The sequence below is a fragment of the Lutibacter sp. Hel_I_33_5 genome (assembly GCF_007827455.1).
GTDB lineage: Bacteria > Bacteroidota > Bacteroidia > Flavobacteriales > Flavobacteriaceae > Polaribacter.
Window position 1 is genome coordinate 1924160 of the sequence record NZ_VISM01000001.1, and the last position, 13485, is coordinate 1937644.

At 29.4% G+C, this 13485-nt stretch carries 12 protein-coding genes; all 12 read left to right on the forward strand.

Annotated features, from left to right (window positions below):
• Positions 1 to 71: 71 nt before the first annotated feature.
• The 12 genes from OD91_RS08565 to OD91_RS08620 all read left to right on the forward strand — a co-directional run bounded on the left by OD91_RS08565 (position 72) and on the right by OD91_RS08620 (position 13485).
• On the forward strand, positions 72 to 1373 hold the full coding sequence (locus tag OD91_RS08565; RefSeq protein WP_144895975.1) for a 3-deoxy-D-manno-octulosonic acid transferase: 1302 nt from the start codon (positions 72 to 74) through the stop codon (positions 1371 to 1373).
• Positions 1373 to 1930, forward strand: coding sequence for a YeeE/YedE family protein (locus tag OD91_RS08570; RefSeq protein ID WP_144895976.1), 558 nt, complete (start codon positions 1373 to 1375; stop codon positions 1928 to 1930). The genes OD91_RS08565 and OD91_RS08570 overlap by 1 nt, the downstream gene beginning before the upstream one ends.
• Before the next feature lie 3 nt (positions 1931 to 1933).
• Positions 1934 to 2347 (forward strand): YeeE/YedE family protein, encoded by a 414-nt coding sequence (locus OD91_RS08575; RefSeq protein ID WP_144895977.1) that lies wholly within the window; start codon positions 1934 to 1936, stop codon positions 2345 to 2347.
• Between the two features lie 5 nt (positions 2348 to 2352).
• A complete protein-coding gene (gene moaA, locus OD91_RS08580; RefSeq protein WP_144895978.1) occupies positions 2353 to 3345 on the forward strand; it encodes a GTP 3',8-cyclase MoaA in 993 nt (330 codons plus the stop codon).
• A 300-nt stretch (positions 3346 to 3645) separates the two neighbouring features.
• A complete protein-coding gene (locus OD91_RS08585; protein WP_144895979.1) occupies positions 3646 to 4833 on the forward strand; it encodes a molybdopterin molybdotransferase MoeA in 1188 nt (395 codons plus the stop codon).
• Positions 4833 to 5324 (forward strand): cyclic pyranopterin monophosphate synthase MoaC, encoded by a 492-nt coding sequence (gene moaC, locus OD91_RS08590; RefSeq protein WP_144895980.1) that lies wholly within the window; start codon positions 4833 to 4835, stop codon positions 5322 to 5324. The genes OD91_RS08585 and moaC overlap by 1 nt, the downstream gene beginning before the upstream one ends.
• A gap of 90 nt (positions 5325 to 5414) precedes the next feature.
• Positions 5415 to 6332 (forward strand): tryptophan 2,3-dioxygenase family protein, encoded by a 918-nt coding sequence (locus OD91_RS08595; RefSeq protein WP_144895981.1) that lies wholly within the window; start codon positions 5415 to 5417, stop codon positions 6330 to 6332.
• Positions 6333 to 6400: 68 nt separating this feature from the next.
• The gene (locus OD91_RS08600) at positions 6401 to 7177 is read left to right on the forward strand and encodes a DUF3108 domain-containing protein (RefSeq protein WP_144895982.1); all 777 of its coding nucleotides are present in this window, start codon (positions 6401 to 6403) and stop codon (positions 7175 to 7177) included.
• Positions 7178 to 7222: 45 nt separating this feature from the next.
• Positions 7223 to 8488, forward strand: a complete 1266-nt coding sequence (locus OD91_RS08605) for a peptidoglycan DD-metalloendopeptidase family protein (protein WP_144895983.1) — start codon at positions 7223 to 7225, stop codon at positions 8486 to 8488.
• A gap of 7 nt (positions 8489 to 8495) precedes the next feature.
• Positions 8496 to 10067, forward strand: a complete 1572-nt coding sequence (gene pgi / locus OD91_RS08610) for a glucose-6-phosphate isomerase (protein ID WP_144895984.1) — start codon at positions 8496 to 8498, stop codon at positions 10065 to 10067.
• A gap of 214 nt (positions 10068 to 10281) precedes the next feature.
• The gene (locus tag OD91_RS08615; RefSeq protein WP_144895985.1) at positions 10282 to 12972 is read left to right on the forward strand and encodes a TonB-dependent receptor; all 2691 of its coding nucleotides are present in this window, start codon (positions 10282 to 10284) and stop codon (positions 12970 to 12972) included.
• 102 nt (positions 12973 to 13074) lie between these two features.
• Entirely contained in the window at positions 13075 to 13485 is a 411-nt protein-coding gene (locus OD91_RS08620) for a hypothetical protein (protein ID WP_144896947.1), read from the forward strand.

Genomic DNA, 13485 nt, shown 5'->3' on the forward strand with positions numbered 1-13485 from the left:
ATAATTATTTAAAAGTATTGCTTCCTTTTTTATGCTTTTATATTTAGGTTGAATTTGTACATTTACAATTCATGAATTTCTTTTATAATATATTGGTTTTTAAAGCGTCAATCTTACTTTGGATTGTGTCTTTTTTCAATAAAAAAATCAAACTTTTTGTTGATGGAAGAAAAGAAACATTTTCTAAGCTTTCAGTATTAAAAAAAGAAGATACAATTATTTGGATTCATGCTGCATCTTTGGGTGAATTTGAGCAAGCAAGACCAATTATAGAGAAGTTAAAATTAAAGTATGAAGATTATAAAATTGTAGTCACTTTTTTTTCGCCTTCGGGATATGAAATCAGAAAGAATTACGATTTAGCTGATGTTGTTTGTTATTTGCCGTTAGACAGTAAATCGAATGCTAAAAAGTTTGTAGAAAAACTAAATCCGAAGTTTGCAATTTTTGTAAAATACGAGTTTTGGCCAAACCTATTAAACGAGTTAAAAGAGCGAAAAATTCCAACAATTTTAGTTTCAGGAATTATTAGAAAAAATCAACTATTTTTTAAATGGCATGGTGGTTTTATGCGAAAATCATTAGGGGCTTTTCATCACTTTTTTGTTCAGAATATTTCTTCAAAAGAATTGTTATCGTCAATTAACTTCAAGAATGTTTTTGTTTCTGGAGATACTCGTTTTGATCGAGTTTCAGAAATTTTAGATCAAGATAATTCTCTTGATTTTATAGCCAATTTTAAAAACAATAATTATACTGTTGTTGCAGGTAGCACTTGGAAAGAAGATGAAGAATTATTAGTGAATTACATTAATAATGAAGCTTCAAAAAATGAAAAATTTATTATTGCTCCACATAATATCAATCCAAAAGAAATTGAAAATTTACAGAAGCAAATAAACTTATCTTCAATAAAGTTTACTGATGTCATGTCGAGCGGAGTCGAGACTTCTAATAGACAAAACCTCTCGTCTGCGCTCGAGGTGACAGAAAATAGGTTAAAAGAATATCAGGTTTTAATCATAGATACGATTGGTTTGTTAACTAAGATTTATTCTTATGCAAATGTAGCTTATGTTGGCGGAGGTTTAAAAACGGGCTTGCATAATATTTTAGAACCTGCAACTTTTGGAATTCCAATTGTAATTGGTAATCAATATCAAAAATTTAATGAAGCTGTAGAATTGGTTGCTAAAAAAGGATGCATTTCTATAAGTAATCAAGAAGAGTTTTCTGTTATTTTTAATAAATTGAAAGAAGATGAAAAATATAGAGTTACAACAGGAGAAATCAACAAAAATTATATTAAAAATAATATTGGAGCAACTGCTCAAATACTAAATTATATTGAAGAACATTTAAATAAAAAATAATGGATTTTATATTACAACCTTGGCCTTGGTATGTTGCAGGGCCTTTAATTGCATTCGTACTTTTTCTGCTGTTTTATTTTGGGAGAAGTTTTGGTGTATCAACAAATTTAGAAACATTTTGTACCATTGGTGGTGCAGGAAAAGTGTCAGATTATTTTAAAACAGATGTAAAAACGAGAACTTGGAGCTTGGTTTTAGTTGTTGGTGTAATCATTGGTGGATACATTTCAAGTCATTTTTTAATGACTTCACAAGCAATCGATTTAAATCCTGAAACTGTAAAAGATTTAGCAGAACTAGGTTTTGCAAATGCTGGAAGTTCATATTTACCAACAGAAATTTTTGCTACAGAAAATATATTCTCTTTAAAAGGAATATCAATTTTAGTTGTTGCAGGATTGTTTATTGGCTTCGGTACACGTTACGCAAGCGGATGTACTTCTGGACACGCAATTACAGGATTAAGTAGTTTACAATTACCATCGTTAATTGCAACAATTGGTTTTTTTGCAGGCGGATTATTAATGACTTGGATAATTTTTCCACTAATTTTTTAAGATATGAAAAACATCAAATTTTTAATTGTAGGAATTATTTTCGGAATCATTTTAAGCAAATCAGAAGTAGTTTCTTGGTACAGAATTTACGAAATGTTTAAGTTTCAATCTTTTCATATGTATGGTGTTATTGGTTCTGCAGTTGCCATCGGAATTGTAATAATGCAACTTTTTAAAAGAGGAATTGTTAAAGATTTTCAAGGGAATCAAATCATCATAAAAGATAAGAAAAAAGGTTTTATAAGAACTTTTGTTGGCGGAAGTATTTTCGGTTTAGGCTGGGCTTTGGTTGGTGCGTGTCCTGGACCCATATTTGTTTTGTTAGGACATGGAGCATTATCTATTGTTATTGTTTTGTTGGCAGCCATTTTTGGTGCTTTTATTTATGGAGTTTTAAGTAAAAAATTACCGAATTAAGTTAGATGAGCAAATTAGTTGACAGTTTTGGTAGACAAATAAATTACGTACGTTTAGCGGTCACAGACCGTTGTAATTTGCGCTGTCAATACTGTATGCCTGCTCACGGAATTGATATTGTTCCAAGAAAAGAATTACTCACCTTCAAAGAAATGTATCGTTTAATTCGTGTGTTAACAGAATTAGGCGTTAACAAAATCAGATTAACTGGTGGTGAACCTTTTGTCCGTAAAGATTTTGTGGGTTTTTTAGAAATGTTGTCTTTTAATGATTTATTAGAGGATATTAATATCACCACAAATGGTGCGTTAATTTCTAATCATATTGATGATTTAGAAAAACTTAAAAAAGTGAAAAACATCAATTTAAGTATTGATAGTTTACAGGCGGATAAATTCAATGAGATAACAAGAAGAGATGTTTTTGATGAAGTTTTTAAAACGATGAATGCGCTCGAAAAAAGTTCGTTAAATTTAAAACTCAACATTGTTGTACAATCTGGAATTAACACCAATGAAATTACTGATTTTGTTGAATTAACAAAAGATAAAAATATTGCTGTTCGTTTTATTGAAGAAATGCCTTTCAACGGAAAAGGGCAGCGTGAAATGCAAGAAAATTGGACACTTAAAAAGATTTTAGAAGAAATAAAAACGAAGTTTGATGTTACTGAAATTCAATCAGAAAAATCATCAACTTCAAGAAATTATTCCATAAAAAATCATTTAGGTACTGTTGGAATTATTCCTGCATTTACAAGAACAATTTGTAATGATTGTAACCGAATTAGAATTACAAGCACAGGAAATTTTAAAAATTGTTTGTTTGATGATGGCGTTTTTAATCTTCGCGATTTTATAAGAAACGGAGCTTCTAATGATGATTTAAAAGAACTCTTTTTAAGTTTGATAAAAGAAAAACCAGAAAATGGTTTTATAGCAGAAGCAAATAGAACAAAAGGAAGTGTTTCTGAAAGTATGAGTACAATTGGAGGCTGATTAGATTATTAAAGATATGCTTGAAAATATTAAAACGTTTTTAAATAACAAGGAAAACAATAAAACAGGAGTATTAATATCATCAATTTTCACAATTCTAATTTTAATAATATTTCCTCAATTTTTTATCTTCTATTACATAATCTATATTATAATAATAGCTATTTTAATAGTGGTTATTCACAAATTTTTAAGCAAACAAGATAATGCTAATAGTTATTCTTGGTTGGTTTCTTTATTTGGAATAAGTTATATTTTATACTTTGGAATTAACTATCTTTTAGTAAATTTATATTGATAATGATTTCAGTAGAAGAAGCAAAAAATATCATATTAAAAACAACTCAAGACTTTGGTGTTGAAGAAATTCCGTTTATAAAATCTGTAGGTAGAATTTTAAAAGAAGAAATTGTTGCCGATAGAGATTTCCCTCCTTTCAATAGAGTTTCAATGGATGGAATTGCAATCAACTATTCATCGTTCAAGAAAGGGCAAAGAAACTTTAAAATTGAAGGAATTCAAGCTGCAGGAAGCAAACAAATAACACTTCAAAATTCAGAAAATTGTATCGAAGTAATGACTGGCGCAGTTTTACCAAATAAAACAAGTGCAGTAATTCGTTATGAAGATCTAACTATAAAAAATGGAATTGCAACAATTAATATTGAAACGGTCAATGACCGCCAGAATATTCATGGGAAAGGAAAAGATGGTAAAACTGGCGATGTTTTAATCAAACAAAACACTAAAATATCTGCAGCAGAAATAGGTGTTTTAGCAACTGTTGGAAAATCGACTGTAAAGGTTGTAAAACAACCGAAAGTAATGATTGTTTCTACAGGTGATGAATTAGTTGGGGTAGAAGAGAAGCCGTTAGAACATCAAATTAGAAGAAGCAATGTTTTTACATTGGTTTCTTTGTTAGAAAGAATACATATTTCTTCAGAAACAGATCATATTACAGATGATAAACCAATTTTAAAAGAAAAGATAAAAAAGTATTTACAAGAATATGATGTCTTACTTTTCAGTGGCGCAGTAAGTAAAGGGAAGTTCGATTATCTGCCAGAAATTTTTGAAGAATTAGGCGTTGAAAAATTGTTTCATAAAGTTGCGCAAAGACCAGGGAAACCATTTTTCTACGGAAAAACAGATAAATGTAATGTTTTCGGATTTCCTGGAAATCCAATTTCTACATTTGTAAATTGTTTAGCGTATTTTTATCCTTGGTATCATAAATCAGTTGGATTAAAAACAAAAGTAGAAACCGCAATTTTAGGAGAAGCTATTTCTTTTAAACCTAATTTAACCTACTTTTTACAAGTAAAATTAGAGAGTAAATTCGGGCATTTAGTTACTTTCCCTATTAAAGGAAACGGTTCTGGAGATTTAGCAAGTTTGGTAAAAACAGATGCTTTTATTCAGCTACCAAAAGAACAAATAGAATTTAAAAAAGGAGAAGTTTTTCCGATAATAAAATATAGATAATGAGTGATTTTAGTCATTTAAATTCTCAAGGAAACCCTAAAATGGTAAATGTTTCTGACAAGAAAATTACCAAAAGAATTGCTATTGCAAAAGCAACTATGTTTTTAGGAAAAGAAGTGATTTCTCATTTTACAAATGATGAATTAATTACCAAAAAAGGACCAGTTTTTCAAACAGCAATTATTGCAGGAATTCAAGGTGTAAAAAAGACATCAGAGTTAATTCCTATGTGTCATCCATTATTAATTAATGGTGTAGATATTGATATACAAATTATAGATTCAGAGAATATTGAAGTGTTTTGCAAGGTAACAATCGAAGGAAAAACAGGTGTAGAAATGGAAGCTTTAACAGGTGCAAATATTACATGTTTAACTATTTATGATATGTGTAAAAGTATCAGTCAAAAAATGGTGATTAAAGAAGTGAAATTAGTAGAAAAAACAGGTGGGAAATCTGATTTTAGAAATAAAACAGGAATTAGTTATTAAATAAGAAAATTTATATTAAGAAACAATACCAAAGAATTTAGATTTTTGTAAAAAGTCTTGTTTCTTTGCTTTTTATCTTTAAAAACAACAATGAGCAAAGACGAAATTTTAAAAGCCATAGAAGAAAAGTACGAAAAATTAGGAGTTCCTGTTGATGCTATGTTAGAAGGATTACTTTGGAGTACACCAATTACTTATTGGGATTATATTCAGACTGATGCCCTTTTAGGTTTGCAAACACCGCGTACAAATCAACCAGATGAGATGGTTTTTATCATGTATCATCAAGTAAATGAATTGTTGTTTAAAATGATTTTATGGGAAATTGATCAAGTTGCAAAATCCATAGAAATTTCCGCAGATAAATTTTCTACGCATTTAATGCGAATCAGTAGATACTTTTATATGTTGTGTAGTTCATTTTCAGTAATGGCTGATGGTATGGAACGTGAACAATATTTAAAATTTAGAAACACATTAACACCAGCAAGTGGTTTTCAAAGTGCACAATACAGAAAAATTGAGTTTGCTTCAACAGAGTTAATCAATTTAATTGATGTTCGTTATAGAGATTCTATCGATAGAAATTCGTCATTTAAAAATGCGTACGATCATTTGTATTGGCAAGCTGCTGGCGTAAATCATAAAACAGGAAAAAAATCGACTTTAATAAAATTGTTTGATAAAAAATATGTTGGAGATTTTATCGATTTTATGGAAGATTATAATGATTGTAATTTGTCTAAAAAATTCCAACAATTACCAGAAGATATTCAGCAAAATCCAGCATTAATTAAAGCAATGCGTCATTATGATTATACAGTAAATGTAAAATGGGTTTTGGCACATTACAATGCTGCTGGTAAGTATTTAGGTGGAGAAGAAAAAGAACTAGAAGCTACAGGTGGTAGTAGTTGGCGTAAATATTTGCATCCTAAATATCAAAGAAGAATCTTTTATCCTTATTTATGGAGCAAAGAAGAACTAGAAAATTGGGGGACTTTTTAAAATAATAACACTAATTTTTCGTTTTTGGAACAGTAATTGTCTTTACTTTTTTATAAGTTTGATTTTTTATGAAAAAAATTAGTGTACTTCTTTTAGTTTTTCTTCTTAGCACATTCGCTTTTGGGCAAGAAAAAACAGTACCATTTAAAGATGGTGAATGGCTTCGCTATAAAATGAGTTATAGTGGTTTTTTAAGAGCAGGTACCGCAACATTAGAAGTTAAAGAAGAAGAATTAAATTCTAAAAAAGTATATCATACCATTGGTAAAGGCTGGACTACTGGAATGATAAAATGGTTTTTTAAAGTAAATGACACTTATGAGAGTTATTTTGATAAAGAAACTACAAAACCTTACCTTTTTAAAAGAGATATTAATGAAGGAGGTTACACGATAAAAAGAGACATTGAATTTGATGTTGATGGTAAAAAAGCAATTGTAAAAGATTACAAAAAAAATACGACTAAAGAATTTACAGCAGATAATGTGCAAGATATGTTATCGTCTTTTTATTATCTAAGAGCACAAAACACTAAGAACCTTAAACCTGGTGATGAAATAAAATTGAATATGTTTATTGACTCCAAAATTTTTCCATTTAGGTTGAAATTTTTAAAGTTTGAAACTTTGGAAACCAAATTCGGAAAAGTTAATACTATGGTTTTTAGTCCTTTAGTTCAATCTGGAAGAATTTTTAAAGAAAATGAAAGTGTCGCTATATGGATTACAAATGACGATAATAAAATACCAATTAAACTAAAAGCGGCTATATCAGTTGGTTCTTTACGAGCAGAATTAGAAGCATATAAAGGTTTAGCAAATTCTTTTGAAATTATATTTGATTAAATTGTATTTTTGATGATTAATTTTTAATAGTTCAATTCTGTTTTTTTGAAAAAATTTATCGTCCTCCTCATTTTATCAAACTTCCTTTTTTCATGTAAATCTGATGAAAAAAAACCTATTCTTGAAAAAATTATTATCCCTAAAGTATTTTATGAGTATGGTTATAAACTAAACGACTTTAAAGTTATAAACGATACAATTAAAAATGGTGAAAGTTTTGGAATTATCCTTGATAGACATCATGTTTCTTATCCTAAAATAAATAAAATTGCAGGCTCAATTAAAGATATATTTGATGTAAGAAGAGTTAGAGCCGGTAAACCTTATACCGTGTTAGCTTCAAAAGATTCTACCGAAAAAGCAGAAATTTTCATCTATAAGCATGATAAAATAAATTCCACAATTGTAAATTTAAAAGATTCAACAATCACTGCTTATAAATATAAAAAACCAATAAAATTAGTTGAAAAAATTGCGGCTGGAAAAATTTCATCTAGCTTATCTGAGGCAATGGATAGTTTACATCTTAAACCTAATCTAACCTATACAATCGCAGACGATATTTATGCTTGGACTCTAGATTTTCAAAAACTTCAAAAAGGAGATGAATTTAAATTTATCTATGAAGAAAAATATATAAATGATACTGTTTTTGCAGGGTATGGTAAAGTAAAAGCAGCTGTTTTTAAACATAAAGGTAAGGATCTATATGCTTTTAGATATGTACCAGATTCTATAAAAGGAATCTATGAATATTATAATGAAAGTGGCGATATGCTTCGTAGTCAATTTTTAAAATCACCCATAAAATTTCAATATAGAATATCATCAAGATACAATTTAAAGAGGAGAATTGCTCATTATGGATATAGAATTAAAGCACATAGAGGTACTGATTTTGCTGCCGCAAATGGAACTCCTATTATGTCCACAGCAAATGGAACTGTTATAGAATCTACAAGAAGAGGTGGTAATGGTATTTATGTAGCTGTAAGGCATAATAATACGTATACTACTAAATATTTTCATATGAGTAGAAGAAAAGCAAGGGTTGGTGATTTTGTAAAACAAGGAGATATTATTGGTTATGTAGGTTCTACCGGAAGTAGTTCTGGAAATCATGTTTGTTATCGTTTTTGGAAAAATGGTAAAGAGGTAGATCCGTTTAAACAAAAATTACCATCGGCAAAACCATTGAAGAAAAGTTTAATTCCTACGTATAAAAAACATATTATTCCCTTAAAAAACAAACTTGAAAATTTTTCTTTTACTAAAGAAGAGAGAAACAAAGAACTCATTGTGAAACATTAACTAAGAAATGGCATTAAAAAATACCAATCCAACACAGACTAAATCCTGGAGTGAATTAACAACTCATTTTCATCAAACAAAAAACAAAACACTTAAAGAATTATTTAATGATGATCATCAAAGGAAAGAACACTTTTCTCTTGAATTTGATGATTTATTAGTCGATTTTTCTAAAAATAGAATCACAAAAAAAACAATCAATTTATTGGTTGAATTAGCAAAAGAAGTTGATTTAAAAGATGCAATTGAAAAACAATTTTCTGGTGCAATAATTAACGTTACAGAAAATAGAGAAGTTTTACATACTGCATTAAGAAGTAATTCTGATGAACCATTATTAATCGACGGAAAAGATATAAAACCTAAAATTCAAAGTGCTTTAAGAAAAATTAGAGCTTTTTCTAATAAAGTAATTTCTGGAAAATGGAAAGGATATACAGGTAAATCGATTACAGATGTTGTAAATATTGGGATTGGTGGATCTGATCTTGGACCAGATATGATTGTAGAATCTTTAAAATTCTATAAAAATCAATTAAACACCCATTTTGTTTCTAATGTAGATGGAGATCATGTTTCTGAAATTATAAAAAATTTAAACCCAGAAACTACACTTTTTGTCATTGTTTCTAAAACATTTACAACCCAAGAAACTATTTCTAATGCAGAAACTATTAAAAATTGGTTCTTAAAATCTGCTACTATATTCGATATTCCAAAGCATTTTGTAGCGGTTTCAACAAATTTAGAAGCTGTGGACAATTTTGGAATCGATAAAAGCAATGTTTTTCCTATGTGGAATTGGGTTGGTGGACGTTTTTCACTTTGGTCTGCTGTAGGATTGTCAATAAGTTTATCCGTAGGTTTTGATCATTATAGAGCATTATTAGATGGTGCTGAAGAAATGGATTTGCATTTTAGAAATGAATCTTTTGATAAAAACATTCCTGTAATATTAGCTTTAATCAGTATTTGGTATAATAATTTTTACAACGCAGAAACTGAAGCTATTTTACCCTATTCTCAATACTTAAAAAAATTACCCGATTATTTACAACAAGCTATTATGGAAAGTAATGGTAAGTCTGTAGATAGAAATGGTGATAAAATTGAGTATCAAACAGGAACAATTATTTGGGGAAGTACAGGTACAAATATGCAGCATGCATTTATGCAATTAGTGCATCAAGGAACAAAACTAATTCCAGCAGACTTTATTGGTTATAAAGAATCATTATATGGTTTGTCAGACCATCATAAAAAGTTAATGGCAAATTATTATGGACAAATAGAAGCATTGGCTTTTGGTAAAACGAAAGAAGAAGTTCATTTAGAATTAAAAACAAATGGAGAACTTGATAAAGTTTCTCAATTATTACCTTTCAAGGTATTTGAAGGAAATAGACCAAGTAATGCTATTTTGTTTGATAAGCTAACTCCTAAATCTTTAGGGAAATTAGTCGCTATGTATGAGCATAAAATATTCGCACAAGGTATTTTATGGAATATTTATAGTTATGACCAATTTGGAGTAGAATTAGGGAAGGAACTAGCAAAAAAGTTACTAAAAAACGAATAAAAAGTAGTTTTTGTAAAACATGGTTAAAATATTAACTGTGATTTTCTTTTTTGTTAACAACTCTGTTAATATTTAAAAGCCTAAAAATCAAAATTATACTTACAATTTTGATAATTTACATATCATAAATCAATGTTAAAAGTTAACATTAAATTAACATTAGAACTGTATGAAAGCAGGACTTTTGCAGTGCAATTAATTCAAATAATATAACATGAAAAATCTTAAAAACTTATTATTCGTAGCGTTGTTTTTTACATCAGCTATGGTCTTAGGACAAACTAAAGTGTCTGGTACAGTTGTAGACGAAACTGGAGAGCCTTTACCTAGTGCTAGTGTAGTAGAAAAAGGAACTTCTAATGGTACCTCTGCTGATTTTAATGGTGTTTTTACACTGACTACCGAATCAGATTCTGGAACAATTGTTGTTTCTTTTGTGGGTTACAAATCTATTGAAGTTAGTTTTTCTTCATCAAAAACAAAATTAGGAAACATTACGCTTGCTGAAGACGGTAACTTATTAGAAGAAGTAGTTGTTGTTGGAAAAGGTGTAATTGATTTAGCAGGTGGGAGAAAAACTCCTGTAGCTGTATCAACAATAAAAGCTGCTGAAATACAAAAGAAAATAGGTACACAAGATGTTACTATGACTTTAGTTAATACTCCTTCTGTATATGTTGCGGGTCAAGCTGGAGGTTACGGTGATTCAAGAATGGCAGTTCGTGGTTTTGAACAAGACAACACTGCTTACCTTTTAAATGGACAACCTATTAATGGTATGGAAGACGGTAAAATGTACTGGTCTAACTGGTCTGGTATTAATGATATTGCAAGTGCAATTCAAATTCAAAGAGGATTAGGTGCTTCAAAATTAGCGATATCTTCTGTTGGAGGTACAACTAACTTTGTTACTAAAACTACCGATAAAAGAAAAGGTGGTTATTTTTATGGAGGTGTTGCTAACGATAGTTATTTTAAATCTACGTTATTTTATAGTACAGGTAAATCTGAAAAAGGTTTTGGTACTTCAGTAATGTTTTCTCACTGGCAAGGTGAAGGGTATAATGAAGGAACTAAAGGACAAGGTCAAACTTATTTTATCTCTTTTGGGTATACGCCAAACGAAACACATAACTTTAACTTTTTAATTACTGGTGCTCCACAATGGCACGATCAAAACTTTTCTAAAAATATTTCAACGTATCTACAATATGGTAGAAAATATAATAATAACTGGGGTACTTATCAAGGTGAGTATTTAACAGAAAGAAGAAATTTCTATCATAAACCAGTAATGAACCTTAACTGGGACTTTAAAATTAGTGATGACACTAATTTATCTACTGTGCTTTATGGTTCTTGGGGTCGTGGAGGCGGAACTGGTGGTCGTGGTAGAAGAGAAAGAACTGCAGATGGATATATAGATTATAGTGCTATTTATAATAAAAATGCAAAAGCTACTGACGGTTTAGGAATTAACTTTGGTAATGATACATATATTACTAGAGCTTCTATGAATTTACATAGTTGGTATGGAGTTGTTTCTAATTTAGAAACTAAAATAAACGATAACCTAGTATTTAATGTAGGTTTAGACCTTAGAACATATTACGGAGAGCACTTTAGAGTTGTTGAAGATTTTCATGGTTTAACTTCATGGAAAGAAAATATTCGTTTAAGAGATCAAAATAATAATCATCAAACGTATGGAAGTTTTGGTACTCACAAACAAGTTACTACAACTAGAAGTATGCAAGCAAACCCTTGGGATGCATTATTTGCTGATTTTGAGCAAAAAGATAAAATAGCATATAGTAATGATGAGAGAATATCTTATGGTGGTATTTTTGCACAATTAGAATATGCAACAGAAGATTTTTCTACATTCTTCCAGGGATCTTTATCTCAACAACGTCACCAAAGATTTGATTACTATCAATATGCTGATCAAACGTTAATCGATGGTACTTCTACTCAAGCTACTGGTGCTTTACCAGCTGGAATTGAAGATGGAGTTACTTCAGAAAAAATTTCTAATGTTGGGTATAATGCTAAAGGTGGTATCGGGTATAACGTAAACGAAAATAGTAAAGTATTTGCTAATGCTGGTTTTTATTCTCGTCAGCCTTATCATGATAATATTTTCCCTGCTTTTAATAATCAAATAAATCCTTTTAGTGAAAATGAAAAGATTTTAAGTCTTGAAGCAGGTTACACATACTCTTCTAGTAACTTTAGATCTAATGTGAATCTATATAGAACATCTTGGAAAAATAGAGTTACAAATTCATCTAATTTTGTAGGTGGTTTAATACAGAATACTTTAGGTTTTGGAGTTGAACAATTACATCAAGGTATAGAAATTGATTTTAGTACACGTTTATTAAATGATCAATTAAGATTAAAAGGTTTTACTTCAATAGGAGATTGGCAATATAAAGGCTCTGCAATTAGTAGAGTACAAGACGAAGATCAAAATATTATCTCTGAAACTCCAGTTGATGTAGATGGAGGAAAAGTAGGTGATGCTGCTCAATTTACATTGGGTCTTGGGTTAGATTATAACTTTACACAAGATTTCTCTGCAGATATAGATTGGAGATATTACAATGGTTTATATGCTGATGTTGGTCCTGTAAAAACCAACTTAGAGTTACCTTCTTATGATATTGTTGATATAGGAGCTTCTTATAGATTAAAAATTGGAGAAGATAACAAATCGTTAAACTTCAGATTAAATATGAATAATGCTTTTAACGAAGTGTATTTATCAGATTTAAGAACCAATATTGTTGCTGGAGATACAAATGCAGATGGTACAGATTGGAACGGAATAGACACTGCTAACCAAGGTTATTTTGGTTTAGGTAGAACTTGGAACTTTAGTGTTAGATATAGATTCTAATTACTAGTCAAAATAAACATTTAAAAACCACCTCAAATGAGGTGGTTTTTTTATTTATAAATTCTGTAACTTTACCAAAAAATTAAAAACTAACTAATTATGATGAAAACGTTACACTCATACTGGGCATATGTTGTTTTAGCAGTATTAATTTATGCAGTAATAAATGCAATCATTGGATTAGCTAAAAAGAAAGAATTTACTCATAAAGACTTTAGATTAGGGCTCTTTTCTTTAATTACAATGCATATCATGTTTGTTTTAGGATTGATATTATATATTATTGAAGGAAGGTATCAAAACTTTGGAGAAACTATGAAAGTTGCTGAAGCAAGATTATTAGCATTAGAACATCCTTTAATGATGATTATAGCTATAGTTTTATTGACTATAGGCTGGTCTAAACATAAGAAACAAGTAAAAAGCGAATCTAAATTTAAGACATTTACAATTTTTTATGGATTAGCTTTATTAATAGTTTTATCAAGAATACCTTGGAGTAACTGGTTTTAA